This is a genomic window from Kribbella yunnanensis, assembly GCF_039529655.1.
GTDB classification, from domain to species: domain Bacteria; phylum Actinomycetota; class Actinomycetes; order Propionibacteriales; family Kribbellaceae; genus Kribbella; species Kribbella yunnanensis.
This window is the reverse complement of sequence record NZ_BAAANF010000013.1, coordinates 207,561-233,091: the sequence shown is the minus strand read 5'-3', so window position 1 is coordinate 233,091 and position 25,531 is coordinate 207,561. Positions and strand designations below refer to the sequence as shown.

Annotated in this window: 22 protein-coding genes; 7 read left to right on the top strand and 15 right to left on the bottom strand. The window is 67.5% G+C overall.

The genetic code is table 11. The features are described from left to right. Positions 1 to 259 precede the first annotated feature (259 nt). The gene (locus ABD231_RS19005; protein ID WP_344153294.1) at positions 260 to 1,273 is read right to left on the bottom strand and encodes a LacI family DNA-binding transcriptional regulator; all 1,014 of its coding nucleotides are present in this window, start codon (positions 1,271 to 1,273) and stop codon (positions 260 to 262) included. 168 nt (positions 1,274 to 1,441) lie between these two features. On the opposite strand from ABD231_RS19005, the gene ABD231_RS19000 reads away from it, so the two are divergent. From ABD231_RS19000 to ABD231_RS18990, 3 genes are read left to right on the top strand one after another with little or no spacing between them, the layout of a single operon-like run. Then, positions 1,442 to 2,530, top strand: coding sequence for a hypothetical protein (locus tag ABD231_RS19000; protein ID WP_344153291.1), 1,089 nt, complete (start codon positions 1,442 to 1,444; stop codon positions 2,528 to 2,530). Beyond that, positions 2,527 to 3,600, top strand: a complete 1,074-nt coding sequence (locus ABD231_RS18995) for a D-2-hydroxyacid dehydrogenase (protein ID WP_344153288.1) — start codon at positions 2,527 to 2,529, stop codon at positions 3,598 to 3,600. Before ABD231_RS19000 ends, ABD231_RS18995 begins: the two co-directional genes overlap by 4 nt. A gap of 31 nt (positions 3,601 to 3,631) precedes the next feature. After that, entirely contained in the window at positions 3,632 to 4,381 is a 750-nt protein-coding gene (locus tag ABD231_RS18990; protein ID WP_344153285.1) for a polysaccharide lyase family 7 protein, read from the top strand. A 35-nt stretch (positions 4,382 to 4,416) separates the two neighbouring features. On the opposite strand, the gene ABD231_RS18985 is transcribed toward ABD231_RS18990, so the two are convergent. The 8 genes from ABD231_RS18985 to ABD231_RS18950 all read right to left on the bottom strand — a co-directional run bounded on the left by ABD231_RS18985 (position 4,417) and on the right by ABD231_RS18950 (position 15,685). Next, positions 4,417 to 4,701: an antibiotic biosynthesis monooxygenase family protein gene (locus ABD231_RS18985; RefSeq protein ID WP_344153282.1), complete on the bottom strand. Its 285-nt coding sequence runs from the start codon at positions 4,699 to 4,701 to the stop codon at positions 4,417 to 4,419. Positions 4,702 to 4,712: 11 nt separating this feature from the next. Continuing rightward, positions 4,713 to 5,858: a VWA domain-containing protein gene (locus tag ABD231_RS18980; RefSeq protein ID WP_344153279.1), complete on the bottom strand. Its 1,146-nt coding sequence runs from the start codon at positions 5,856 to 5,858 to the stop codon at positions 4,713 to 4,715. Further along, positions 5,858 to 8,035, bottom strand: coding sequence for a DUF5682 family protein (locus tag ABD231_RS18975; RefSeq protein WP_344153277.1), 2,178 nt, complete (start codon positions 8,033 to 8,035; stop codon positions 5,858 to 5,860). Before ABD231_RS18975 ends, ABD231_RS18980 begins: the two co-directional genes overlap by 1 nt. Continuing rightward, the gene (locus ABD231_RS18970; RefSeq protein ID WP_344153275.1) at positions 8,032 to 9,111 is read right to left on the bottom strand and encodes an ATP-binding protein; all 1,080 of its coding nucleotides are present in this window, start codon (positions 9,109 to 9,111) and stop codon (positions 8,032 to 8,034) included. The genes ABD231_RS18975 and ABD231_RS18970 overlap by 4 nt, the downstream gene beginning before the upstream one ends. After that, positions 9,108 to 10,511, bottom strand: coding sequence for a DUF5691 domain-containing protein (locus tag ABD231_RS18965; protein ID WP_344153272.1), 1,404 nt, complete (start codon positions 10,509 to 10,511; stop codon positions 9,108 to 9,110). The genes ABD231_RS18970 and ABD231_RS18965 overlap by 4 nt, the downstream gene beginning before the upstream one ends. Further along, positions 10,508 to 11,797, bottom strand: a complete 1,290-nt coding sequence (locus tag ABD231_RS18960; RefSeq protein WP_344153269.1) for an SWIM zinc finger family protein — start codon at positions 11,795 to 11,797, stop codon at positions 10,508 to 10,510. The genes ABD231_RS18965 and ABD231_RS18960 overlap by 4 nt, the downstream gene beginning before the upstream one ends. 470 nt (positions 11,798 to 12,267) lie before the next feature. Beyond that, entirely contained in the window at positions 12,268 to 14,571 is a 2,304-nt protein-coding gene (locus tag ABD231_RS18955; RefSeq protein WP_344153266.1) for an MFS transporter, read from the bottom strand. A 271-nt stretch (positions 14,572 to 14,842) separates the two neighbouring features. After that, positions 14,843 to 15,685 (bottom strand): LysR family transcriptional regulator, encoded by an 843-nt coding sequence (locus ABD231_RS18950; protein WP_344153263.1) that lies wholly within the window; start codon positions 15,683 to 15,685, stop codon positions 14,843 to 14,845. 87 nt (positions 15,686 to 15,772) lie between these two features. Here ABD231_RS18950 and ABD231_RS18945 point away from each other — a divergent pair, with 87 nt between their 5' ends. Next, entirely contained in the window at positions 15,773 to 16,678 is a 906-nt protein-coding gene (locus tag ABD231_RS18945) for a TIGR03564 family F420-dependent LLM class oxidoreductase (RefSeq protein ID WP_344153260.1), read from the top strand. Here the strand turns inward: ABD231_RS18945 and ABD231_RS18940 are convergent. The 5 genes from ABD231_RS18940 to ABD231_RS18920 form a co-directional block, all read right to left on the bottom strand. Further along, a complete protein-coding gene (locus tag ABD231_RS18940; RefSeq protein ID WP_344153256.1) occupies positions 16,657 to 17,286 on the bottom strand; it encodes an amidohydrolase family protein in 630 nt (209 codons plus the stop codon). The genes ABD231_RS18945 and ABD231_RS18940 overlap by 22 nt on opposite strands. Further along, positions 17,283 to 18,158 carry an SDR family oxidoreductase gene (locus tag ABD231_RS18935; RefSeq protein ID WP_344153253.1) on the bottom strand — a complete coding sequence of 292 codons (876 nt, stop codon included), beginning with the start codon at positions 18,156 to 18,158 and terminating at the stop codon, positions 17,283 to 17,285. The genes ABD231_RS18940 and ABD231_RS18935 overlap by 4 nt, the downstream gene beginning before the upstream one ends. Continuing rightward, positions 18,155 to 18,892: an SDR family oxidoreductase gene (locus ABD231_RS18930; RefSeq protein ID WP_344153250.1), complete on the bottom strand. Its 738-nt coding sequence runs from the start codon at positions 18,890 to 18,892 to the stop codon at positions 18,155 to 18,157. Before ABD231_RS18930 ends, ABD231_RS18935 begins: the two co-directional genes overlap by 4 nt. 93 nt (positions 18,893 to 18,985) lie before the next feature. Next, the gene (locus ABD231_RS18925) at positions 18,986 to 19,918 is read right to left on the bottom strand and encodes a LysR family transcriptional regulator (protein ID WP_344153246.1); all 933 of its coding nucleotides are present in this window, start codon (positions 19,916 to 19,918) and stop codon (positions 18,986 to 18,988) included. Between the two features lie 12 nt (positions 19,919 to 19,930). Further along, the gene (locus ABD231_RS18920) at positions 19,931 to 20,125 is read right to left on the bottom strand and encodes a hypothetical protein (protein WP_344153243.1); all 195 of its coding nucleotides are present in this window, start codon (positions 20,123 to 20,125) and stop codon (positions 19,931 to 19,933) included. Positions 20,126 to 20,349: 224 nt separating this feature from the next. Here ABD231_RS18920 and ABD231_RS18915 point away from each other — a divergent pair, with 224 nt between their 5' ends. From ABD231_RS18915 to ABD231_RS18905, 3 genes are all read left to right on the top strand, one after another. Next, the gene (locus tag ABD231_RS18915) at positions 20,350 to 21,159 is read left to right on the top strand and encodes a SigB/SigF/SigG family RNA polymerase sigma factor (RefSeq protein WP_344153240.1); all 810 of its coding nucleotides are present in this window, start codon (positions 20,350 to 20,352) and stop codon (positions 21,157 to 21,159) included. Between the two features lie 20 nt (positions 21,160 to 21,179). After that, positions 21,180 to 21,653, top strand: a complete 474-nt coding sequence (locus ABD231_RS18910; protein ID WP_344153237.1) for a DNA polymerase ligase N-terminal domain-containing protein — start codon at positions 21,180 to 21,182, stop codon at positions 21,651 to 21,653. Between the two features lie 95 nt (positions 21,654 to 21,748). Continuing rightward, entirely contained in the window at positions 21,749 to 24,895 is a 3,147-nt protein-coding gene (locus tag ABD231_RS18905) for a glycoside hydrolase domain-containing protein (protein WP_344153235.1), read from the top strand. Here ABD231_RS18905 and ABD231_RS18900 read toward each other — a convergent pair. After that, complete coding sequence (locus ABD231_RS18900) at positions 24,892 to 25,518, bottom strand: nitroreductase family protein (RefSeq protein ID WP_344153232.1); 627 nt, start codon at positions 25,516 to 25,518, stop codon at positions 24,892 to 24,894. The two genes, ABD231_RS18905 and ABD231_RS18900, sit on opposite strands and share 4 nt — an antisense overlap. Positions 25,519 to 25,531: the final 13 nt, after the last annotated feature.

Below are 25,531 nucleotides of genomic sequence, written 5' to 3'. Positions count from 1 at the left end.
ACCGCCACCACCGTCCAACCCCAGCACCACCACCCCGCCCACGCGTGCCCAGGCTCGCCAAGCCTCCTCCCACACCACTTACACGGTGATGGCGATCCGCCCACGCACCCCCTCCTCACCACCCACACGGTGATGGCGGTCCGCTGCACTCCGCCGGCAGCGCGGCCGCGCCTCGTGCCGTTTGGTGGGTTCACCCATGAGGTTGTGGGTTCCCCCATCGCATGCGGGTGGGGAACCCACACGGGGGTGGGTCAACCCATCAGATGGGGTGGCGGGGTGGGGCGGTGGTTTGGTGGGTTCGGAGTTGCATGGGGAGGAGGTGGGGGTTGGTGTCGGGGGTGCCGGTCATGAGGTGTTCGAGGAGGGTGGCGGCTTGGCGGCCTAGTTGGTCTCGGGGCATGGAGACGGTGGTGAGGGTGGCTTGGCCGGTCCAGTCGAGGGAGAGGTTGTCGAAGCCGATCACCGAGAGGTCGGTTGGTACGTCGATGCCGAGCTCCCGCAGGCGAGATAGCGTGCCCTGGGCGACCAGGTCGTTGTAGGTGACGACTGCGGTGGCGCCCGTCCGGCGGATCTGGTCGGCGGTGGTGTATCCGTCGGCGGCGGTGGCGCCGCAGGGGATGACAGTCAGGCGGAGGCCGAAGGCGGCTGCGGCTTCGAGGGCGCGGATGCGTTCGCCGTTGGCCCAGGAGGATTCGGGGCCGCTGAGGTAGGCGACATCGCGGTGGCCGAGTTGGGCCAGGTGGCCGCAGATGAGCGTCGTACCGCCGTAGAAGTCGACCGAGATCGACGGTACGGCGAGGCCGGGGACGATGCGGTTGACGAGAACCATCGGGTGACCGCGGTCGGCGAGGTCGACGAGCTGGTCGCGGGGCATTCGGGGTGAGCAGAGCAGGAGGCCGTCGCAGCTGCGGAGGAGGTCGGCGACGAGTTCGGGTTCGACGGCGGGGTTCTCCTCGGACTCCATGATCATCACGCGGTGACCGTTCGCGCGGGCGACGGCGCTGACCGCTTTGAGGATCTCGGGAAAGTACGGGTTGGCGAGGTCCGGGACGAGTACGCCGATCGTGCCCCAGCGCCCCTTGGCCAGTCCTTGCGCGGCCGCGTTCGGGCGGTAGCCGAGGGTGCGGACGGCCGCCTGGACGCGGTCGGCGAGGGCGGCGTCGACCTTGGCGGTCCCGTTCAGCACCCGGGAGACGGTGGCCGGCGAGACGCCCGCGGCCGCGCCGACGTCGGTGATCGTCACCCGCTGGGTGTTGGCGCGCAGCCGTCTCACCTTCCTTTGTGTTGGGCTGAAAGCCCTTACTCATGATCCTTAATCCACAAGGTCATGCACAACCTGTGGATATGAAACCGCTTTCTCAGCTCTTGCCGCGACCGACCCGCCGGATCTACTCTGGGCGGACCTGATCTTGGCAAGCGCTTACCCACAGGAGTGAGGCTCGTGAGTCACGGCGTGTTCGCGTACACCTGGGACCTGGTCGGCGACCCGGAAGCCGCAGCCCGGATCGCAGGGCTCGGCGCCGACACCGTCACCCTGCAGGCGGCCTACCACTCCGTGCGCGGGATCACTCCCTGGCATCCGACCCACCGCGTCGTCCACGCCGAACACGCCGCCGCCTACTTCCGCCTCCGCGAAAACCGCTGGCCCGGCCTCCGCCCACTCGCCCCGACCTGGGGTGTGGAAAACCCAGACCGCTTCGGTACGGCGGCCGCCGCGCTCACCGGCGCCGGGTTGTCGGTCGAGGCGTGGCTGGTGCTCACCCACTCGTCAGCGGTCGGTTCGGCGTACCCGGATGTGACCGTGCGGAACGCATACGGCGAGCGCTACCCGTACGCGCTCTGTCCGTCACACCAGTTGGTACGCGACTACGCGCTGACGATCGTGAGCGAGATCTGCGACCAGTACGACGTCGACCTGATGCTCGAAGCCTGCGGCTGGCTCGGCTTCGACCACGGCAGCCACCACGAGAAAACCGAAGGCGCCGACCTCTCCATCACCGCCCGCCGCCTACTCTCCCTCTGCTTCTGCCCAGCCTGCCGTACGGCGCTAGGTGCCGAAGCCGACCGCCTAGCGCGCTCGGTCCGAACCGCCGTCGACGCCGAACTCGCAGGCGGTCATCCCACCCCCGTCGACGCAACCGCCCTCCTAGCCCACCGAGGCGCTGTCATCGCAGACCTGGTTCGCGAGGCAAAGTCCCTAGCCGGCGATCGCCGACTGTTGCTCATGGCAACCGATGACCCCTGGGTCACCGGCCCCGACGTAGGCGTGGATTTCCAGTCGGTCGCACCCGACGCCTTCGTCCTCAAGTGCTGGGGAGACACGCAAGCAGCAGCCCGCCAACTGAAGGCGGCAGCCGAACGAACCGACCTTCCCCTGATCGCCAACGTGACGGCACTCGACCTCGACTGGAACGGCGTCACGGAGTTACTCGAAGCAGGCGCCGCCGGGGTGAGGTACTACCACGCAGGCTTGGCATCCAAAGCCCGCCTCGACCGAATCCGCACGACAATCGCCGAGGCCCGCAGATGACCCGCGGGAAGGATCCGAGCCCAGACGTCATCGCGCCCGCGGATCCGGGCTCGGGCTCGAGTGCGGGGCGCCCGTCGGGTGGGGAGTTGGTGGAGACGGGTGGAGCCGGCGGTGGGGGTGGGAGTCGTGGGGTGCTGGTGATGTTGCCGGGGCTGACTGAGGAGAGTGCGGACTGGGCTGGGCGGTTGGAGGGGGCGGTGCCGGGACTGCGGGTGTGCGGGGTCGAGGCGATCGACGAGGCGGATGCGGCGTACGGCGTCCTGCCTCGGGAGTTGTTGGGGCGGGCGGGGCGGTTGCGGTGGTTGCAGGCTCCGCAGGCTGGGCCGGCTCCTGAGTTTTATTATCCGGAGTTGGTTGCGCATCCGGTGGTGGTGACGAATATGCGGGACACGTATACCGATCATGTGGCTGCTCATACGTTGGCGTTGGTGTTGGCGATGGCGCGGGGGTTGCCGCGGTATGTGCGTGCCCAGCAGGCCGCCGCGTGGGCGCCGGATTGGGATCCGGGGTCGGTGGTGGCGCTTGGGGAGGCGTCGGCGCTGGTGGTCGGGGCGGGGGCGGTGGGGGCGGAGGTTGGTCGGCTGTTGAGTGAGTTCGGGGTGGCGGTGGCTGGGGTTGATGTGCGGATCACCGAGGCGCCGAAGGGGTTTGTGGGGGTGCGGCCGCTGGACGAGTTGGATGAGCTGCTGCCGAGCGCGGACATCGTCGTACTGACTGTGCCGCACACACCAAAGACCGAGGGGATGATCGATGCCGCTCGGCTCAAGCGTTTCAAGAGATCTGCGCTGTTCGTGAATGTTGGTCGTGGGCCGACGGTTCGGCTGGACGATCTGACCGAGGCGCTGGAAAGAGGATGGCTCAAGGGGGCGGCGCTTGATGTGTTTGAGGTTGAGCCACTGCCGCCGGCGCACCCGTTGTGGTCGCGGCCTGATGTGCTGATTACGCCGCATGTGGCCGGTGCTGGACCGCATGCGGCCGAACGACGATTCGCCGTACTGCTGGAGAACGCCCGTCGGTTCCTCGCTGGGGACCCGTTGATCAATCAGGTCGACAAAGCCCAGCGGTTCTGATGAATTGCCCACCGCCCCGAAGGAGAACAACATGTTCGTCCGAGCACTCCTCGCCACCACACTGCTAGCGGCGTCGGCCGCCGTACCGACTGCAACTGCAGCGACCACCGCCTGTTCCACGCCTGGTGACGTGCTGAACCTGGCCAATTGGAAGCTGCAACTTCCGGTCGACAACCCGAACCAGTCCGGCACGCAGGTGCTCGAGGTCAGTCAACCGCAACTCGACAGCTACGAACTGAGCCCGTGGTTCATCGACCAGCCGAACTGCAACGGCGTCCGCTTCCGCAACGCGGTCAACGGCGTCACGACCCCGAACACCACGTACGCCCGCTCCGAACTCCGCGAGATGCGCAACGGCTCAGGTGCTTCCTGGTCCTCGACGTCCGGCGTGCACACGATGGTCATCGACCAGGCCATCACGCATCGCCCGAACACCAAGCCGCAGGTCGTCGCCGGCCAGATCCACAACGGCAACGACATGGCGACGTTTCGTCTGGACGGATCGAGCTTGTACGTGACCAACGAGAACGACACGCACTACAAGCTTGTCGACGGCAACTACACGCTGGGCAAGCGGTTCCAGGCCAAGTTCGTGGTCAGCAACGGCTCGATCAAGGCGTACTACAACAACGTGCTGCAGGCGACGCTCCCGAAGTCGTTCACCGGCGGCTACTTCAAGGCTGGCGTCTACACGCAGGCCAACTGCACGAACTCCTCCCCCTGCAGCACCAGCAACTACGGCGAGACCATCGTCTACAACGTCACCGTCACCCACAGCTGAGAAAAGGGGCCCCGGGGCAAACCGGGGCCCAACCATCAGGCCAGCGTGCCCTCCTCGGCAACCACCAGCGAGTCGATCGCAGTGAAGAACCGCGCGATCCCCGGCAGGTTGCCACCCTTCTCGCGCGACGCCGCGAAGGATTCCGCGGTGTCCCACTCGACGATGTCGAGCCATTCCCCCTCGGGCAGCTGCACCAAGCGTGCGCCAAGGAACCCGACCCGATCGGCCGCAAAGTCCGAGAGCATCTCGGCCCGCGCCGCCAGCAACTCCGAGGTCTTCTCCGGCAGCACGCGGAAGCGGGTCAGTTCGACGGTGGTCATCAACAGTCCTTTCACGACAAGTTGGTCGAGGCCCAGCTGGTGATGTCGTCGCGACGGATCGCGGCGGCCATCAGGTCCGGAAAGCGGTCCGGCGTACAGGCAAAGGTCGGTACGCCGAGCTCCACGAGCGCGGCGGCGTTCTCTGCGTCGTACGACGGAGTGCCGGAATCGGCCAGTGCCAACAGCGCGATCACCTGCACACCTGCTTCAACCAAACCACGGGCCCGCCGCAACAATTCCTCGCGCACTCCACCTTCGTAGAGGTCGGAGATCAGCACGAGAACGGTCTCCGCCGGTTTGGTGACCAACTGCTCGCAGTACGCGAGCGCGCGGTTGATATCCGTACCCCCACCGAGCTGCGTCCCGAACAGTACGTCGACCGGATCCTCCAGCTGGTCGGTCAGATCGACCACCGCGGTGTCGAACACCACGAGGCTCGTCTTCAACGTCCGGATCGATCCGAGCACGGCCCCGAACAACGCGGCGTACACGACCGACTCAGCCATCGACCCCGACTGATCAATGGCCAGTACGACGTCGCGCTGCACGCTGTGATTCCGCCGCGCGTACCCGACGAGTCGGTCCGGCACGATCGTGCCGAGCGTCGGTGAGAAGTGTTTGAGGTTTGCCCGGATCGTCCGGTCCCAGTCGATATCGGAATGTCGCGGCCGACCGGTACGCCCAGCGCGGTCGAGGGCACCGGTGACCGCCGCCCTGGTGCGCTCGGCGAGTCGCGCCTCCAGCTCCGCGACCACCCGGCCTACCACCTCGCGAGCGGTCTGCTTGGTCTCCTCGGGCATCACCTCGTTGAGCGCCATCAGTGTGCTGACCAGGTGCACATCCGGCTCGACCGCGTTCAGCAGCTCGGGCTCCATCAGCATCCGGGTAATGCCGAGGCGGTCCACGGCGTCCCGTTGCATCACCTGGACGACCGTGCTCGGGAAGTACTGCCGAATGTCGCCCAACCAACGCGCAACCCGTGGCGCCGACGACCCCAGCCCGGCGGCCCGTTGACCACCCTGGTCGCCGGGCACCGCGTCGTACAGAGCTGCGAGTGCCTTGTCGATCGACTGGTCGGTGGAGGAAAGCGTCGTACCGGTCTCGGGGTCGGCCTCGCTGCCGAGCACGAGTCGCCAACGGCGTAGTCGCTCGTCCATCAGACCCCCAGCAACTGAGCGACCACAGGCAGCACAGAAGCAGCCAGCTCAGCGTCAAGATCGTTGTCATCAGCAACCACCGCGCTTCCGGGATCGGCGAGCACCTTCGCTCGGGCCCCGATAGTACGCCGCTCCGGAGCAGCAAAAGTGCCAAAAGTCCTTCGCAGCAACGGTAAAACTTCGACGAATCCATCATCCGGGATCGCACCCAGCCAAGCATCGACCAATCCCAGCAACCGCTCGTCGTGCACGAGCAGCAAACCGCCACCGGCGAGGAAGCCCTCGACAAACCCGGCCGCATCGGCGGTCGGCGTACCGGGCGACAGCGCGCGGCCCAACCTGAGCGCGATCTCGTGATCCGGAAGTCGCGACGTGTCGAGCATCAACCGCGTCAGCCGCCCGCGGATCAACGGCGGCACTGACGGCCGATCGCTGAGACCCTCCAAAGTACGCAACCACTCAGCCCTTACTTCTTCGGCCAGCAACGCGGTCGCATCCTGTACGCCGTCAATCAGCTCCTGTACGGCGGTCGCCGCCTCCGGATCGAGTCCGTGGACCGTGCGGCCGAGGCCGGCGCAGATCCGCGACACCATCCGGCTTGCGACTGCACCGAGACCGGCGGTGTCGGTCCCGCGAACATCGCCGTACCGGGATGAGCGGGCCAACGCGGGCAAGGCCTCCATCAGGTGACCGACATCCGCGTCCGCAGCTGCTCTACTGTCAACGCCCTGAAGAAGGTCGGGCAGGGCGTCGGACAGGTCAGCGAGGAGCGATTTCTCCAGTGCAGCAGTGATTTCCGCGAGGGTCGACGAGTCGGCGGCGACCTTGAGCATGACCGTGGTCGCGGCGCCGACGACCGTCGTACCGTGGGCTCCGGCGGCCACGAGCTCGACCTCGAGACCGGGATCCCAGATCAGCTTCCACATCTCGCGGAAGGTGCCTTGCGCGCGTCGTTCGTCGGCCGCCGGGACACCCCAGTGCACGCCGAGGATGCGGAGGCGATGCAGGAGCCGCGACTTCTGCAGGTCGTTCGGCTTGCGTAGGTCGAGCTCGATCACGCGCTCGGCCGCGTCCCGGCGCAATCTGAGCCGCCGCGCCTGCGCCGCGAGGTCTGCTGCCACGGGTGCTTGGGGCGTCTCGCCCGGTACGGATCCGAGCAGCTCGCCGACGACCGCTTCGCGGGTGACGAGGTTGAGGAGAACATCGTTTCCGTTGCAGAGCACTGCTCTCGTTGCCTCGGTGACCTCGCTCAACCCGGCCAACGGGCGTTCCCTCAGCGCAGCCAAGGTGTCGGCGAGGCGGACGGCCTCGATCACGTGTGCGCTGGAGACCGGCAGGTCCTCGGCCCGCAGCACCTGAGCCACCTTGGTCAGCCAGCGCGTGGTGATCTGGTCCGGCGCGGTGAACAGGTGGTGGTACCAACCAGGCGAGGTGATGCCGGCGCCGTACCCGCTGGCCGCCGCGAGCCGACCGTGCGTCCACGGCACCCACGTACAAGCGACCTTCCGCTTCGGCAACCCCTTCAGGATCCGCGCATCATGTGTCGCCGGAGGCAACGGCGCTTCCAGCGCGGGAACATGCCAAGCACCACAGATCACCGCAATGCGCTCGAAGCCCTCACGCTGAGCCTTCCGCAGGACGGTCCGCATGTAGGCCTCGCGTTGCGCCTCCCGCCCACTCGCTTCCTCGTCATGCCGCAGCTCGCGCATCGCATCGGCGATCACGGTGAACGGCTCGGCGCCATCCCGCCGCGACTCGATCACGTCGTCCCACCAGCGCTCGGGATCGTCGTACCCACCCGCGTTCGCCAGCGTCGCCAAGGGATCCATCGACACGCCCCGCCGACCCTCGCGACCGGATGACGCGAACTGCTGTGCCGCCGGCAGATCGCAGAACCGCACCGGTACGTCGGCCGCGAGCGCGTACTTGATCGCCTGCCACTCCGGACTGAACACCGCAAACGGCCAGAACGCCGCCCGCGTCGAATCGTCCACCGCATAAGCCAGCAACGCGACCGGCGGTTCCATCTCCTCGGACGCCGCCAACTCGACGACCTTGTCAGCCTCCGGCGGCCCTTCGATCAGTACGACGTCCGGCCGCAACTCGTTGAGCGCAGTCGCAACCGCCCGCGCGGACCCCGGGCCGTGGTGCCGAATCCCGAGCAGGTGAACGGTCATCCGGAGATCTCTCGCGCGGCCCGATAGAACGGCGCCCAGTCGTCGCGCTCGCGGACCACCGTCTCCAGGTATTCCGACCAGACGACGCGATCAGCCGACGGGTCCTTGACGACCGCACCGAGGATGCCGCCGGCCACGTCCGTCGGGCGCAGTACGCCGTCCCCGAAGTGCGCGGCGAGCGCGAGACCGCCGGTCACCACGCTGATCGCCTCCGCGGTCGACAGCGTGCCGGACGGCGACTTGACCGCCGTACGGCCGTCTTCGGTGCGACCTGACCGCAGTTCGCGGAAGATCGTCACCACCCGGCGGATCTCGTCGAGGGCGTCATCAGCCTGCGGCAGCTCGAGCGCCGAGCCGAGCTGCGCGACTCGGCGGGACACGATCTCGACCTCGTCCTCGGCGTTGTCCGGCAGCGGCAGTACGACGGTGTTGAACCGGCGCCGCAGTGCGGAGCTCAGCTCGTTGATGCCCTTGTCGCGATCGTTGGCCGTGGCAATGACGTTGAATCCCTTGCGGGCCTGGACTTCGGTCGCCAACTCGGGAATCGGCAGCGTCTTCTCGGACAGGATCGTGATCAGCGCGTCCTGCACATCGGACGGCATCCGGGTCAGCTCCTCGATCCGGGCGATCTTCGCCTCGGCCATCGCCCGCTGCACCGGACTCGGTACCAACGCCGCCTCACTGGGGCCCTGGGCAATCAACTGCGCGTAGTTCCATCCGTACCGGATCGCCTCCTCGGCCGTCCCTGCAGTCCCTTGCACGAGCAACGTCGAGTCCCCGCTGATCGCGGCCGCGAGATGCTCACTCACCCAGGTCTTCGCCGTACCGGGGACGCCGAGCAGCAGCAGCGCCCGATCCGTCGCCAGCGTCGCGACCGCAACCTCGATCAGGCGACGCGGGCCGACGTACTTGGGTGAGATCTCGGTGTCGCCGGCCCGTCCGCCCAGCAGGTAGGTGACGACCGCCGCGGGCGACAACTGCCACGCGGGCGGGCGCGTACGGTCGTCCGCGGCCGCCAGCGCGGCCAGCTCCCCGGCGTACTCGGTCTCGGCGTGCGGCCGCAGTACTTCGGTCATGACAGCTCCTCGTATAGCTCGCGGCGGAAGGTCAGGGTTTCGACGAGTCGTCGGCGCCAGGTGTCTTCTTCGCCGGTCGGTTCGCGGGTGATCGGATGGTCCAGTACGTCGGGTGGTGCGGCGCGGGCGGTCACGCTCGCCAGGCGGGCCCAGTCGCGTGCAGTGCCGACCTTGGCGAGTTGGTCGAGCAACATGGTGGCGAGCGAGGCCGGCCAGGGGACGGGGAGGCCGCCGACCAGTTCGGTGATGTCGACGGACTTGCGCAGGGCCTGTACGGCGTTTGCCCATTCGTCGGGCGGGAGGAGTTTGAGGAGTTCGGCGGGGCTGCGGGTGCCGGTGTTCGCGTTGGTGCGCAGGATTTCGCGCGCCCAGTCGGGTGATCCCTCGCGGATGGTTGCCTCGGTCAACCCGGCTTGCAGGACTTCGGGGGCACAACCTTCGACCGGCAGTTGCAGCCAGGCGGGGTCCATCGCGGATAGCGGGGTGGAAGCAACGATTTGGCGGAACCAGTTGGCGCGCTTGCCGATTCCTTCGGTGAGCTGGGAGTCGATTCCGTCGCGCTCCATTGCAGCATTGAGCTGTCTGGGTAGGTCGACGGTGAGAACGCCTTGGCTGAACAGCAGATGCGCGTGCAGGCGCTCGGTCATGCGGTGGCTGAGTCGGCTGTCCGGCAGGCGAGTCAACAGTCGGGCGGCAAGTCGTCGTACTTCTCGGGAGCGGTCGTCGAGCGCGGCTTCGAGGAAGTCCTCGTCGGCTGGGGTCAGACCTTCTGCGAGTAGTGCGAGGAAGTCGGTGCGGGTTGCTGCGGATTCGGTTGGCCAGACCTCGCGCAGCGCCTCCAGGGCCGCTGACGGATCGGTACGGCGGAGGTCGCGCAACCAGCTGCGGCGTTGCAGGGGATCGCCGTGGGTCCACAGTTCTGGGTTGTTGCTGTCGGCAATTGCTGCGTGGAGGAAACGCCAGTCTGGGTTGAGGTCTGCGAGCCAATGCGCTCGGCGTCCGGCGGCTGCGATGACCAGCGGCCGGTACTCCGCTCGGTTGCGCGCGTGGTCGGCCAAGGCCGGCAGGTACTCCGGTGGGACGCCCCAGCCGCGGGCATCCGCAGCCCGCAACCACTCGCCGAGCGCTGTCGTCTGGAACCCACCAAGCATCGCTGCCAGTCGGCGGATCGCCGCTGGTCGCGGCAAGGGGCGGTCCTCGCCGGGGATCGTCGGCAACGGCTCGACGTCATTGAGCGGTTTGCGGCCGGCCCTTTTATACAGCGTCGCCAGCGCGGCCGCATCCAGCAGACCGCCGTCACCAAGTTTGTCCTGGATCGCCGCTGGCAGCTCCTCGAAATGCGTCGGGCGCCGCTCGGTTCCCAGCAACGCCGAGCTGACCAGCCCGTCCCAGCCCTTCACAGGAGCACCGGCCGGTCGGCGTGCCAGCAGGTCATGGGGCGGAAGCCGGCTCGGTTCCACTCGCCGGCGACGGTGATCGGGTCGCCGGCTGATACCGCCAGCAGCTTCCACGGGTCGATGCCCGGGAGGAGCTCCAGGGCTTCGCCTTCGACATCCACGAGCGCCCAACCTTCGCCGTACCGGGCTGGGCGGACGTCTTGGAGGACGAGCGGCCAGCGCTCGTTCCACGGGTCGGCGGCGACGGATTCGACGTACGACGCCAGGGCTTGGTGGGCTGTGGATCCGGTCGGGCGCGGCGCGGGGAGGCGGGGTGCGGACTGCGTGAGGAGTGCGCGCATCGGCAGGGCACCAGGGTAGTAGGAGAGGACGCCGGGGACGTACTCGCCTGGTCGGGCCGGGAGTGGATCGAGGGGTCGACCGGCGGCGGCGAAGTTGAGGATCAGGCCGAGGCGGCCAGTTGTTGCCCCGCGCAACCATACGCGGCGGACGGTGAGGCGGTCGTCGGGTTCGATCACTCGGCCGAGAACCAGCCAGTCGTCTTCGACCTGCTCGCCGTCGGCCAGGACGCGGGCGGTTTCGACGGTCCAGCCGATGCGGGACTGCACGGTGTCCGCGAGTGCGGGCGGCAGGTCGGGCATGCGGGCGTGGGCGGCGACGATCAGGTGGATGAGGGACAGTTCCTCGAGCAGCTCACCCGGCCAGCCGTGTCCACGCCCGACGACTCCGGCAGCACGCCGTACCGCTCCGGCGACGCCCGGTGCCTGCGCGTCGACCATGCGAGCGGCTAGTCGGCTCAGCTCGGTGTACGCACGCTGGTCGAATCCGCCTAGCCCTTGGCGCACCTGGTCGTCCAGCCAGCTCGCTAGCTCCGCCATCCCTGCCGATACCCGATCGGCCCGACGCGACGCCCGCTCCTGCGCGGCCAGCGGATCAGCAACCTCCCCCGGCTTCCGCTCCGGCCGCTCGGCCCGCTTGCCGACCCACGACTCAACCCACTCCGGCTCCTCGCCCGGCCGCACCTCCCCGCCCGCCCACAACAACAGCAACCCGAGCGCATGCTTGCACGGAAACTTCCGGCTAGGACACGAACACTTGAACGCCGGGCCGGTTAGGTCGACCGCAGTCTGATACGGCTGCTTCCCACTCCCCTGACACAACCCCCACACCGCCCGCCCGGACACCCCGCTGCCCGACCACTTCCCCGCCCGAGCCAACCCCTGCCCCGCCTTGGCAGACGCCCCATCAGATGCCAGCGCAAGCACCCGCTCCGAATCCCACGTCTCCACCCCGAAAGCATGCCATTCCCCACCGACACCCAAAGGACAGGAGGTAGCCGTGTACGCACACCCCACCGCCCGCCTGCCCCGTCCCCCGAAACCCCCATCGCACCCGTATACGTCCTGTCCGTCGGACACTCGTCCGTCGGAGGGGTGCGGGGTGGGAGCGGACCCGAGCCACTCACCCGCTCGCCCCGCGGCGCCGCGCACCTTCACCCCATCACCCGAACGACAGCGCGCCCGCCCACCTCATCGCCCGAACGACAGGAGGTAGACGTGTGCGCATACCCCGCTGCCCGCCTGGACCTCACCCACAAACCACCGTCGCGGGCGTATACGTCCTGTCGGTCGGGCGTTTGTCTGTCGGAGGGGCGGACCTGAGCCACTCACCAACCTGCTTCGGCGGGGGTTCCCGGGCGGGTGCTGAGCGTGGCGGACGGGGTGTGGCGGAGGTTGGTGAGTGTTGGCGGTCCGCCTGGTCAGCCGAAGGGTTGGCGGTGTTCGACGTCGGGGTAGCCGTTGCCGGCGTGGTGGTGGGTGGGCGGCAGGACGGTGTGGGGCGCGTGGGTGGGTTGCGCCGTTTGGGTCGCCGTCGCTGCGGGCGCGGGCGCTGCGGGGGTAGGTGCTGCGGGTGGGGTGGATGCTGCGGGGACGGCGGTTGCGGATGCGCCGACTGCGGTCGTGGGTGCGGCCGGTGTGGTGAGCGTGGTGCGGATTTGGGTTAGGAGGCGGTGTTCTACGGCTTCTAGTTCGGCTATGCGGGTGCGGATCTCTTGCTCCTCGGCGCGGGCTTCGGTGAGGAGGTGGTCGGCTTCGGCTTTGGCGGTTTGGCGGAGGTGGTCGGCGGTTCGTTGGCTGGCGGTGAGGACGCTGAGTTCGTAGTGGCGGAGTTCGGCGGAGAGGTCGCCGGTGTGGTGATGGGCTTCGAAGAGTGCGGCTGCCGGTTGGGGAAGGGTGTCTGCGAGGGTGGCGAGTTGGTGGTCGACGCGGGTGAAGAGGTCGGCGACGTCGGTACGCATCTGGCGGATGGTGTTCGCCGCCGCCTGGACGCGTTCGATGGCCTCGCGTTCGCGTTCGCGGGCGGTTCGTTCGGCGGAGGTGATCACGTCGAGGGCGACCGCCGCCGCGCGCTCCGCCGGATCGTCGGATGCATGCCCATCGGCTGCCGGTACGACGCCTGGGCCGGCGGCACCCGGGGCCGCAGCGGCCGACAGGTCAGCGGCGGCGTCTTCGTCGGTCATCGCGACGGTACGGCGGAGCGGGACCTCGCGGATGAACAACACCGCGAGCAGGCTCACTACCGCGGATCCGGCCGCGATGATGAAGATTCGGCCGGTCGCGTCGCCGTAGGCATGCCGAACGATCTCGGCGACCGGTGCGGGCAGCGCGTTGACGTCGAGCACCGAGCCACCCGAGCTGGTCGGCGGTGCACCCAGGTTTCGGGTGATCAGCTCGGTCACCCGGTTCGCTAGAACCGCGCCGAGGACGGAGACCCCGACAGCACCACCGAGGCTGCGGAAGAACGTGACCGTCGCGCTCGACGCACCGACCTGGCTGACGTCGACAGTGTTCTGTACGGCGAGTACCAGGTTCTGCATCATCATGCCCATGCCGATGCCCATGGCGAGCATCCCAACCCCGACATACCAGTACGGCGACGTGTGGTCGATCGTGCCGAGCAGTCCGAGCCCCGCGGTGAGGAACAACCCACCGATCACCAGGTACCGCTTCCACTTCCCGTACCGAGTGATCAACTGCCCCGACCCGACCGACCCGAAGAACGAACCGAGCATCATCGGGATAGTCAGCAGCCCAGCCTCGGTCGGGCTATACCCCCGCGCGACCTGAAAGTACTGCCCCAGAAAGACCGCGCTCCCGAACATCGCGATCCCCACCGCAAGACTGGCCAAAATCGCCAACGCCGTCGTCCGCTCACGCACCACCGACACAGGCACGAGCGGATCACGCGCATGGGTCTCGACAACAACGGCCAGCAGGCCGAGCAACGCCGTACCGCCAAGGTAGGCACCGGTCTCCCACGACCACCACGCGAAGTGTTGTCCCGCGAACGAGACCCAGATCAACGGCAAGCTTGCAGCGCCGGCGATCAGTACGGCGCCCAGGTAGTCGAGCCTGATCGGCCGCCTCAGCACCGGCAGCGTCAGATACCGCTGCAACACGATCATGCTGAGCACAGCCAACGGCACACAAACGTAGAAGCACCAGCGCCACCCAAGCCACGAGGTGTCGACGATGACCCCGCCCACCAGCGGACCGGACACCGTCGCGACCGCCATCACCGCGCCCATGTAGCCCGAGTACCGCCCACGATCCCGAGGCGGAATCGCCGCACCGACGATCGCCTGGGCGAGCGCCATCAGCCCGCCCATCGCGAGCCCCTGCAGCACCCGCGCACCGATCAGGAACGGCACGTTGTGCGCCATCCCGGCCAGCGCCGACCCGACCACGAACATGATGATCGCGAGCTGCACCAGCAGCTTCTTGCTCATCAGGTCGGACAGCTTGCCCCAGACCGGCGTCGACACAGTCATCGCGAGCAGGCTGCTCGTGACCACCCAGGTGTACTGCGTCTGCGACCCCTCGAGGTCCGCGATGATCGTCGGCAGCGCGTTGCTGACGATGGTCGAGCTGAGCACCGCGGTGAACAGCGCCGCCAGCAGACCGGCGAGGATCTCGAGGATCTGCCGATGCGTGAGCTCAGCAGCCGGTACGACGGCCTCCTTCACGGCGTACTTGGACCGGTAGGGAGTGAAGGCTGACATCGCGTTCCGTTCGTCGGGCTCGCTTCGGCCGAGGGCAGTGGATCAGCACTGTCCCCCGGGGCGGAAGCGGCCGGCGTGTCCTCACCCAGCCAGGTATTTGGTTGCGACTACCAACGATAAACCCGCTGTGTCAGCAACCGATCACCGGCTGGTCCTCCGAATCTGAGACGAGCCCTGCCCGGGAAGCCGTTTGCCGCGTACGATCCGGTGCTTGTTGAGTAGTCAACAGAAGCCACCCCGGCGGAGCTGTCAGGGCCCGCCGGGGTACCTCTCAACGAAACGCCTCGGCCACGACGTCGAGGCAGTGCGCCGACTGTCCTGCCACCGCCACCAACTGCCCGGGCGCACTCAACGCCGGCACCAGCGGCCCCAACCAGACCGCCTCTTCGCCCGAGCCGCACGATGTCCCGTAGACGACGGTCCACGACGGCGTCCCGACCGACATCTCGATCACCACATGCTCGATGTTGTCCGCCGGTCGTCCGAGGACCGGTTCGAAGCCGGCCTCCCGGCAGACGGCCAGCACCTGCTCACGCAACCAGGGGTCCGGCGGCAACCGCAGCGGCACCTCGGCCAGGTCGGCCGGCTTCAGCCCGTCGTCCGACCGGTACGCCGTCGGTGCCAGCACCGAGATCGGTTCGCGCCAGAGCTCGATCGTGGTGAGGTCCGGCGCAGTCACCTCGCCACGGACGAACGCCAGATCGAGTTCGCCGGTTCGCAACGCAGCCAGGTGTTCGGCCGGCGTCCCCGCGACCAGCTTGATCTCACCATCGGCAGCGAGTACGGCGAGGCCGCGCTCAAGGCGGTCGCGCAGACCAGGCGCCGTACCGATCCTGATCAGCGAACCGCGACCGGAGACGAGCTCGGCCGCGACCTCGGTGGTTCGGTCGGCCGCGGCGAGTACCGCGCGCGCTTCGCGCAGCAGACGCTCGCCGTCGTTGGTCAGCCGAACGTGCCGCGAGGATCGGTCGAGCAACTGCAGCCCGAACTCCCGCTCCAGCCGCGCAACCTGCTGACTGACCGCGGGCTGCACGATGCCGAGTCGCTCGGCTGCCCTCCCGAAATGCAGTTCCTCGGCGACCGTGACGAAGTACCGCAGTTGCCGCAGCTCCACCGCCACCCCCAGCGATCACGATTCCTTATTACTGCACAGCGTAAGTGGGTCTGGGTCAGCGGGCTCGAGCCTTCTTGACTGGTGAGCATGCGAATCGGACTGTGGATCGACGAAGAGGGCCTGCGCATCGAGCAGGTCGGGGCAGCCGCGAAGGCGGCGGAGGACAGCGGTATCGATCGGATCTGGTTCAGCCAACGCACCGGCTGGGACGCTCTCACCCTCGTCGCGGGCGCGGCGCCGTACACATCCACGATCGGCTTCGCGGTCGGCGTCGTACCGGTGTATCCGCGGCACCCGATCGCGCTGGCGGCCCAGGCGCGCAGCGTCCAGGCGCTCACCGACAACCGGCTCCTCCTCGGCGTCGGGTCGAGCCATCCACTCATCATCGAGGGACTGCACGGGTTGTCGATGGAGCGGCCGGCGGACTACATGCGCGAGTACGTCGACGCGCTCGGCCGGTTGCTCACCGGCGAACCAACGGACTATCAGGGCGAGCGAATCACCGCCCGCGGTCAGCTGTCGATCGCAGGTGCGGAAGCGCCCGAGGTGATCGTGGCAGCGCTCGGACCGCGGATGCTCAAGATCGCCGGCGAACTCACAGCCGGTACGACGACCAGCTGGGTCGGCCCCGAACTGATCGAGTCGTACATCCGCCCGACCATCGACATGGCCGCCGTCGGACGACCACGACCCGAGGTGATCGCGGCCGCGACTGTCGCGGTCACGAACGATCCGGACGCGACCCGCGCCTGGATCCACGACCGCTTCGGCATGGCCGGCGAGATGCCGGCGTACCGGGCGGTGCTGGATCGCGGCGGGCTGGCCGGTCCCGAGGACACGGCCGTACTCGGGGATGAGGAGACGGTCGCGCGGGAGATCGAGCGGTTCGCGAACGCCGGGGCGACCGAGTTCGTCCTGTGCCCGGTCGGCACGCCCGAGGAGCAGAAACGAACGATCCGATTCGCCCACGATTATCGACAGCAGTCGGTGTAGGTGAAGTTCTTCCAGAGGGCTGACTCGTCGATGCGGTCGGCGAGGCAGCCCAGGAGATCACCGTGCGAGATGGTGAAGCGGATGTCGGGGTGCCGGGTGAGGACGCCGGTCAGGGTCAGGTCGGTGACCGCTCGCGCTATGTCGAAGGGGAATTCGATCAACGCACGCGGCCGATCCAGCGCGACCTGCCGCCACTGCGGTGGTGAGGTCGGGTGGAGAAGTACCTGGGCCGACCGCTCGTTGAGGGCTCGCCACAGCGGCTCCCACGAGGGCTCACCCGGGTACAGCCCAGTCACGTTGCTGAGCAGGATGATGCCGTCCGCGTGCAAGACGTCGTACGCGTAGTCGAGCTCGGCCAGCGCCGCGTCGACGTCCGGCAGCGGAAGACTGGCCAGGAAGCTGGAGCGCTCAGCGGCGAGCTCGTTGACGCGACGCGCGAGCACCCGAGCGCGGAAGTCGTCTCCGAAGTGCACACCCGGCGAGGGGATCGACAAGACATCACCTCGCGGGTACGTCGGCCAACCGGGCAACCCGTCAGGTCGAAGATGCCCGGCTCGTTCCGCCGCCGCGACGTACTCGGGCGGCAGGAAGTGCGTATAAGCAGTCATGCGACGGGGTGCAGAAGGTCTTCCAGGCCGATCCGGTGGAGGAACTCGGACCGGACTCGGTCGGCGACCGCATTGACGACGATCGCGCCGTCGTCGGACGGGTCGTAGCTCGCGCGGAACGGGCGTTTGCCCTTCTCGGTGTCGACCACAGACACGATCAGCCGCGCGACCTCGGCGACGTCGGACCACTCCGGTTCCAGATCGGCCAGTCGCTGACCGACGTGCTCCATCAGACCGGCGTACTTCGTCTCGTACGCCGCAACCACGTCGGTGTCGGCCGGTGATCCGCTGTGCAGGAAGTGGTTCGTACCGTGCGTGAAAGCACCCGGTACGACGATCGTCGTCTCGATGCCGAATCGCGCCAGCTCCAACGCGTAGCTCTGCGCGAGTGCATCCATCCCGGCCTTCGCCGCGAAGTACGGGGCCAAGTACGGCGGGGTGCCGCCGCGCGTGCTCGAGCTGCCGACCCACACGACCAGACCGTCCTGTTGAGCACGCATCACCGGCAATGCCGCCCGATTGAGCCGCTGCGTGCCGACGACGTTCGTGTCGTAGAGATCCAGTACCTGCTCCGGAGTGAACGCCTCGGCCGGGCCGGTGACCATGTGGCCGGCGTTGTGAATCAGTACGTCGATCCGCCCCTGCTCGCTGACGACCGTGTCCACCGCCTCCTGCACCGAACTCTCCGAGCTGACGTCGAGTTCAACCGCTTGCAGCTTGGGCGAGTAAGCGAGCGCGTCGGCCGCGGCAGTTGCGTTCCGACCGGCGAGGTCGCGCATTCCGGCGTACACGAGGTGTCCGGCGTCGACGAGGGCGCGGGCGGTCAAGGCGCCGAAACCGCTCGACGCGCCACTGATGAGTACGACGCTCATGCTGCCGAACCTCCGTTGGCGTAGATGACCTGGCCGTTGATCCAGCGCGCGGGTCCGGCCAGGAAGGCGATGATCTCGGCGATGTCGGACGGCTGACCGAGGCGCTCGAGCGGCGGCTCGGCGGCGATCCGGTCGATCAGTTCCTGCGGCTTGCCGTCGAGGAACAGCGGGGTCGCGGTCGGGCCGGGGGCGACCGCGTTCACGGTGACATCGCGGCCGCGCAGTTCGCGGGCGAGGATCAGCGTGATCGCCTCGACCCCACCCTTGCTCGCGGCATACGCCGAGTAACCCGGGCGGGCCAGCCGGGTCAGCGAGCTGGAGATGTTGACGATCGCGCCGCCGTTGCGGACCCGGCGGCTGGCCTGCTGGTCGACCACGAAGGTGCCGCGCAGGTTGGTCCGGACGATGTCGTCGAAGACCTCCAGGTCGAGCTCGGCCAGCGGCGCGAGCGGCATGATGCCGGCCGCGTTGACGACCACATCGACCCCACCGAACTCCTGCTCGGCCCGATCGAAGAGCGCGGTGACCGCGTTCTCATCGGCGACATCAGCCTGTACGGCGATCGCCCGACCACCGTCGGCCTCGACCTCCTTGACGGCCAGTTCGGCGCGGTCCTTGTTGCCGGAGTAGCCGATCACAACGGAGTAGCCGTCGCGGCCGAGCCGGGCAGCGGCCTCGCGGCCGATCCCGCTGGATCCGCCGGTCACGATCGCGACCCTGGTGTTCTCACTCATCGTCATTACCTTTCGAGACTGTCGTTTCGTGCTGACAGCTCGATCGTGCTCCGGACGATGGATCAAGTCCAACGACTCAAGTCGATGGCAGGATCAATCCTGTTGATGCATCTCCGCACCCAGCGAAGTCCCCGGCGGCTGCTTGAGATGCGTGCTCACCAGACCGAGCAGCGCCCTGAGCGCGGCCGTCGGTTTCCGCTTCCGCAGGGTCGCCATGTAGAGCGACCACTGGAACGTCTCGTCCACAATCGGTACGACGCGGACCGCATCGAGCCCGGAGACGGCGTACTCAGGCAGGATCCCGAGGCCGACGCCCTGCGCCAGAAACTGAACCCCGTTCTCGATACCAAGCGCTTCGACGACCACCTGGCGCTCGATCCCGGCCGCCTCGAAGGTCTGGTCGATCAGCGTCCGCGTCCCGAATCCCGGCGGGAAGTCGACGAACTCCTCGTCCGCGAGGTCCGCTACCCGGACGGATCGCCGCCGTGCCAAGCGGTGCCCGACCGGGACGGCCAGCACCTGCGGCACCCGGAGCAGCTCCCAAGTGGTCAACTCGCGCGGCACACTGCCCTGCGGTACGCCGAGGAAACCGATATCGATATCGCCATTACGCAACGCGACCATGATCCCGGCGGATCCTTCGGCGTTCACTCTGAGTTGCAATTCGACATTCGGATAGCGGCGCCGGAATTCGGCCGCCGCGGCCGGCAAATCGATCAACCCCAATCCCGGTAGCAGTCCGACTCGCACCGATCCACGCAGGCCGGCTCCGAGCTCGTCGACGACATCCCGGGCACCCTGCACCGCGTCCATCACCGCAAGCGCCTCCGGCAGCAACGCCGTACCGGCTTCGGTCAGGACCACGCGCTGCGCGTTCCGCTCGAAGAGGGTGACCTTCAAGTCCCGTTCAAGGGCCGCAATCGCAGCACTCACTGCGCTTTGGACGACATGCAGCCGGCGGGCAGCCAAGGTGAAGCTGCGCTCGTGCGCCACCGCCACGAAGTATTCCAGCTGCCGCAGTTCCACTCCGGCAGTCTGTCACTCCGCGGGACGGACCGCCTCGCGGTCGACCCAGACCAGGTGCCCGTGGTGGGAGACCAGGACCTCGTTGGCGCGGCGGCCGAGCTCGTGACCGGCGACCCAACGGCCACCGACATGGATCTGGACGTCACCGGTCGTGGCGGCGTCGGTAGGTGCGGAGGAACCTTTGGCCGGGGAAGAGGCGAGAGGCATAGCGACCTGACTTCGTGACAGGGGCGGAGATCGGTGGTGGCAGCGACAAGACTACAACCGCATTGTGACGCCGCGTTAGCGATAACTCGGATTGATCACGAACCTGAGGCGGTAACCGCCGAGAGGATGCATAACGGGGCCCGAGTGGGGTAGGAATGAGGTGCAAGGTCCTGACCGTGGTCCAGACATGTGCCGCGCCGTGACTCACGTCGCGAGGTCAGAACATGAACACCACCGCAGTCACCACCAGCTCCGCCCGGCATCGTGCAGATCAGCGCGACAGCGAGGCGCAGGCCCTGCTCAGCCGCCGGGCCGCCAGCACCGACGAAGACTTACGTCAACAACTTCTCGATCAGGCGATCGAGCTGCATCTGGGCGTCGCCCACAGCATCGCGTCGCGGTTCCGCAACCGCGGTGTCGAGGCCGACGATCTGGACCAGGTCGCCTACCTCGGCCTGGTCAAGGCCGCCCGAAGTTTCGATCCCTCGACGGGTACGCCGTTCCTCGCGTACGCCGTCCCGACCATCCGCGGCGAGGTGAAACGGTACTTCCGGGACTGCTCCTGGACGGTCCGGATCCCGCGCCGGCTGCAGGAGCTGCAGGGCTCGATCGCCTCGGTCCGCCCGCAGCTCATCCAGGACCTGCACCGGGAACCGACGCAGGCCGAGCTCGCCGCCGAAATAGGGGCCGAAGTCAACGAAGTGGAAGACGCGATCGCGGCCGACGGCTGCTTCTCCGTGCTCTCCCTGGACCGTCCGCTGGACGGCGATTCCGCGACCCGGCTCGGCGAGACGATCGCCGACGAGGACACGGCGTTCGAGCAGACCGAAGCGGTCGCCGTACTGGCGCCTGCCCTGACCATGCTGAAGCCGCGCGAGCGTAGAATTCTGGAACTACGGTTCGTCGAGGGGCAGACCCAGGCGGACATCGGCGCCGAGATCGGGGTGAGCCAGATGCAGGTCTCCCGACTTCTCCGGGGCATTCTCGAGCGGCTCCGCGACCGGCTCGAACCCCCTGCGGCAGCCGCCGCTTGAGCCACCGGCCGATCTTCGTAGTGCAGCTGCACGACGCTCGAAGACTGCACTACGACGTCCGGCTGGAGGTCGACGGCGTCCTCAAATCGTGGGCGGTCCCGCGTGGGCCGTCCCTGGATCCGGTGGTGAAGCGGCTCGCTGTCTTCACCACCGATCACGATCTGGAGTACGCGTCGTACGAGGGCGTGCACGCGGACAGCAAGTACGGGAGCGGCGCCGTCATCGTCTGGGATGCCGGCGTCTACACGAACCTGACCCCGGGCAGTGCCGCCGACGCGATCTCGAACGGTCATCTGAAGGTGCGGTTGCACGGGGTGAAGCTCTCGGGGGCGTGGGCCTTCACGCGGACCGGCGAGGACTGGCTGCTGGTGAAGGTCCGCGATGACGACGCCGATCCTTCGCGCGATCTGACTGTTTCCGAGCCGCGGTCGGTGCTGAGTGGTCTAACCATCCAGGAGATGGCCGCCTCGCGGCCGAGCGGTCAAGAGACCTGACCGATTCCGGCCAGCTGTCCTGCCTTGACCGGGTATAGGGCGCGACCGAGACTGCTTGCGTAGTTCTGACCTTCCTTGCCGCCCGGAGGACATGAATGCGCAAAATTGCCGTTGCCCTCTCCACCGTCGTCCTGACCGCGCTGCTACCGCTGCCGGCTCAGGCGGCGCCGCCACCGGTCTGGACCCACAACTCGTCCGACCGCCTCTTCCCCTATGCCACCCGGCCGGCCGGCGCCCCGACCTCGATCGACCTGTACGCCGCCCGCAACGAGACCGAGGCCGCCCAGATCGCGGTCCGTCCGACTGCGTCCACGGCTGGAGTCTCGGTCTTGGCGAGCAACCTGACTGGTCCGGGCGGTGCGACCCTCTCGGACATCACGGTCCGTCGCGAGTATCTGCACCCGAACGTCTTCCAGGCCCCGGACGCCGAACGCGAAGGCACCGGTTCGCAGTACTACGACGCGCTCGTCGAGAACACTCCGCGGACCCTGGCCGCCAACGTCACCCAGCCGTACCACTACAGCGTGCGCGTGCCCACCGGCGCGACACCCGGCGTCTACACCGGTACGGCGACAGTCCAGAGCAGCGCGGGGAATACCGTCGTACCGGTTCGGCTGACCGTCGCGTCGGCCACTCTGCCGCCGACGAACCAATCGACGTTCAAGCTGAACAACTGGACTACCTCGGCAGGCTGGGACTACACGGGGACGATCCAGGCGATTCCGCTGCAGTACAACGTGCAGATGTTCGACGAGAACTGGTGGCGGGTGATCGAGGCGATGGCTCGCAACCACGCCCGGCACCGCAACAACGTCGTCTTCGCGGACTTCCAGGCGCTGCTCATCCCTCATACCACAATCGATGCTGCTGGCAACTATACGTTCGGCTGGGAGGCGTTCGACCGGTTCATCCAGATCTATAAGGATGCCGGTGCGCTGCAGTGGATCCACACGCCGCACTTGCTGATGACCAGCGACCCTGGGGCCGGGTTGCCGAACCGGCTGGAGATGCTCAAGCGTGCCGCGAACGGCTCCACGCAGATGGTCCCGGTCAACTCGGGTTCCGCGGAGGGGACGGCGTACCTGAACAAGCTGTTCCCGGCACTCAAGCAGCACCTGGACGCCAAGGGTCTGACCGACATCTTCTACATGAGCGCGAACGACGAGACGACGCGGACCGAGGACACCAACGCCGCGAACTGGATGTACGAGATCTACCGCAAGTACTTCCCGAACCCGAAGCTGAACGAGGCCGAACTGGCCATCCAGAACCCGACCGCGACCGTCACCGCGAACACGCCGATCCTCGATCTGTACGAGAACAACGTCGGGCACTTCCAGACCAAACGCCTTGCTGGTAACGAGTTGTGGATCTACAACTGCATCGGGCCGCGCGGTCCGTACCTGAACCGGTTCCTGATGTCACACCTGGTCAAGACCCGGCTGACGCCGATGCTGGCCTGGAAGGCGAACGCGGTTGGCTATCTGCACTGGGGCTGGAACTACTGGTTCGGCACCTTGGGCCAGAAGTTCGACACCTTCGACGGGGCGCAGAACGGCGACAACTTCATCGTCCGGCCGAACGCGCCGGCGTACGACGTCTACGACAGCATCCGGAGTGAGGCGCAACTGGACGGGGTCGAGGACTACGAGCTGTTCACGCAGTTGGCCGCGACCAAGCCGGTGCTCGCTCGCGCGTTGGCCAACTCGCTGCTGACGAACTCGTTCACGCTGGACAAGTCGGGGGTCGCGGCGGACGCCGTACATCGTCAGGTCTTGGATGCCTTGGCATCTGGCGGGCCGGACCAGGTGTATCCGTACGCCGATGACTTCAGCGCCGGATCGCAGTCGTGGCAGTCGAACGCCGGGTCGTGGTCTGTTTCGGGTGGAGCTTTGGTGCAGACGGACACCGGTGGTTGGAACCACGTTGCCGGTCTCGAGGGACGCGCGTACGGCGATGTGTCGGCCAGCGTGGACCTGCAGATTCGCGGCGTGAATTCGAATGGTGGCAACACGAACTGGGCCGGGCTGGTGGTTCGCAACCTGAACCCGACCGACTTCGAGAGCGGCTATCTCGTGGCCCAGCGCAACAACGGCGAGGTCTTCGTCTTCAAGTCCGGTACGACGCTCGGCAAGGCGCAGGCGGTCGGGTATGCGCCCGGCCAGTTCAACCGCCTGCGCGTGGTTGCGCGCGGCAACAAGATCACCGTGTACGCCGGGACTGGCGCCACGCCGGTGCTGACAGTGACTGACTCCGGGTTTACTGCTGGCGGGATCGGGCTGGCGAGTGGTGGCGTGAACGTGGCCTTCGACAACGTCCGGCTCAACCCGGACGTCAACCCGGCCGAGGGCGGTGCGGTTTCGGTCTCGTCGACGTACGACAGCGACGGCTGGCGCGCGATCGCAGCCGTCGACGGACGCCGTACGTCGGACGCCAGCTCGATGGGGTGGACCTCTGCGGCTGCGGCGAGCGCAACCGACCAGCAAACGTTCAAGGTCGATCTCGGCACTGCCCGCTCACTCGGCCGAGTGGACCTGTATCCGCGAGCGGACGGGGCCAACGCGGGAATCGGCTTCCCGATCGACTACGACGTACAGGTTTCGACGGACGGATCGTCGTGGAGCACCATCGGCACACGAGCCGGCCAGGCCAGGCCTAACGGCGTACAGTCCTTCGACTTCCCAGCTCGCAGCGTGCGCTACATACAGGTGATCGGTCGTCGGTTGGCCCAGGACCCCTTCGGCACCTACCGAATGCAACTGGCCGAAGTCGAGGTTGCCGGCGGCAACTTCGCCGCCGGGCGACCAGTGACCTCGTCGACCTCCTCGGAGTTCGTTGGCGAAGGCTGGCTGCGAGCCAACCTGACCGACGGCGCCCGCCAATCCCGACTGTGGAACTCCATGGGCTGGACGAGCGACGCCGTCCCCGCCAACTCCCCCCAGTGGGTCCGCGTAGACCTCGGCGGCCCCTCACGCATCGGCAAGGTCGACCTGTACGCACGCTCCGACGGCTCCAACACGGGCGCCATGTTCCCGGTCGACTACGTCGTCGAAACGTCCACAGACGGGGTCAACTTCACGCCGGTCGCCACAGCGAACGACGTACCGCAGCCAGGCTCCGGCGCCGTGACCCATACCTTCCCAACCACCACAGCCCGCTACGTACAGATCCGCGGAACCGAGCTGCGACCAGAGGGCGAGGGCAGCTACCGAATGCAACTCGCCGAACTCGAAGTGAGCTAGAACGTGTCCACGTGGATGACATCGTCGAGTGACTGCCGCGCGGCAGGCTTGAACGTGTCACCCGTGTAGTAAGCGGTCGGAAGCAGCACGGACTGCCGGATCTCCTCCGGCAGTCCGAGCAGCTCCTGAATCTCCTTCTCATAAACCATGTGCAGCGTCGTCCACGCCGTACCAAGCCCCCGGGCCCGAGCCGCCAAGCAGTAACTCCAGGCCGCCGGCAAGATCGACCCCCAAGTCCCAGACTGATTCCCCGCCGGCAACTTACTCACCGTGAGGCACGGGATCACCAGCACAGGCACCTGCCCCATCCGCTCCCCCAGATAAGCCACGCTGTCCCCAACCCGCCGCTGCACCGGCCCCCGCTCAGGATCATCCGCGTGCAACTTCCCCGCGGCCCCCTCGCTCGCCAAGTACTGCTCAACCGCCAACCGGTAGTACTCCCCAATAGCGGCCCGCTTCTCCACATCCGTAACAACCATCCAGTGCCACGTCTGCCGATTACTCCCCGAAGGCGCCTGCACCGCCACCTCAATACACTCCCGAACCAGCTCCAACGGGACTGGCCGGTCCAAGTCCAGCCGCTTCCGGACGGTCCGCGTAGTAGTCAGCAGTTCATCAGGCATCAAATCCAAGGTC

Bases quoted from the DNA above. Each gene is read 5' to 3' on its own strand.
- ABD231_RS18995 (WP_344153288.1), top strand. From the start codon at position 2,527: ATGACCCGCGGGAAGGATCCGAGCCCAGACGTCATCGCGCCCGCGGAT.
- ABD231_RS18990 (WP_344153285.1), top strand. From the start codon at position 3,632: ATGTTCGTCCGAGCACTCCTCGCCACCACACTGCTAGCGGCGTCGGCC.
- ABD231_RS18985 (WP_344153282.1), bottom strand. From the start codon at position 4,701: ATGACCACCGTCGAACTGACCCGCTTCCGCGTGCTGCCGGAGAAGACC.
- ABD231_RS18980 (WP_344153279.1), bottom strand. From the start codon at position 5,858: ATGGACGAGCGACTACGCCGTTGGCGACTCGTGCTCGGCAGCGAGGCC.
- ABD231_RS18975 (WP_344153277.1), bottom strand. From the start codon at position 8,035: ATGACCGTTCACCTGCTCGGGATTCGGCACCACGGCCCGGGGTCCGCG.
- ABD231_RS18970 (WP_344153275.1), bottom strand. From the start codon at position 9,111: ATGACCGAAGTACTGCGGCCGCACGCCGAGACCGAGTACGCCGGGGAG.
- ABD231_RS18955 (WP_344153266.1), bottom strand. From the start codon at position 14,571: ATGTCAGCCTTCACTCCCTACCGGTCCAAGTACGCCGTGAAGGAGGCC.
- ABD231_RS18945 (WP_344153260.1), top strand. From the start codon at position 15,773: ATGCGAATCGGACTGTGGATCGACGAAGAGGGCCTGCGCATCGAGCAG.
- ABD231_RS18940 (WP_344153256.1), bottom strand. From the start codon at position 17,286: ATGACTGCTTATACGCACTTCCTGCCGCCCGAGTACGTCGCGGCGGCG.
- ABD231_RS18935 (WP_344153253.1), bottom strand. From the start codon at position 18,158: ATGAGCGTCGTACTCATCAGTGGCGCGTCGAGCGGTTTCGGCGCCTTG.
- ABD231_RS18930 (WP_344153250.1), bottom strand. From the start codon at position 18,892: ATGAGTGAGAACACCAGGGTCGCGATCGTGACCGGCGGATCCAGCGGG.
- ABD231_RS18920 (WP_344153243.1), bottom strand. From the start codon at position 20,125: ATGCCTCTCGCCTCTTCCCCGGCCAAAGGTTCCTCCGCACCTACCGAC.
- ABD231_RS18915 (WP_344153240.1), top strand. From the start codon at position 20,350: ATGAACACCACCGCAGTCACCACCAGCTCCGCCCGGCATCGTGCAGAT.
- ABD231_RS18905 (WP_344153235.1), top strand. From the start codon at position 21,749: ATGCGCAAAATTGCCGTTGCCCTCTCCACCGTCGTCCTGACCGCGCTG.
- ABD231_RS18900 (WP_344153232.1), bottom strand. From the start codon at position 25,518: ATGCCTGATGAACTGCTGACTACTACGCGGACCGTCCGGAAGCGGCTG.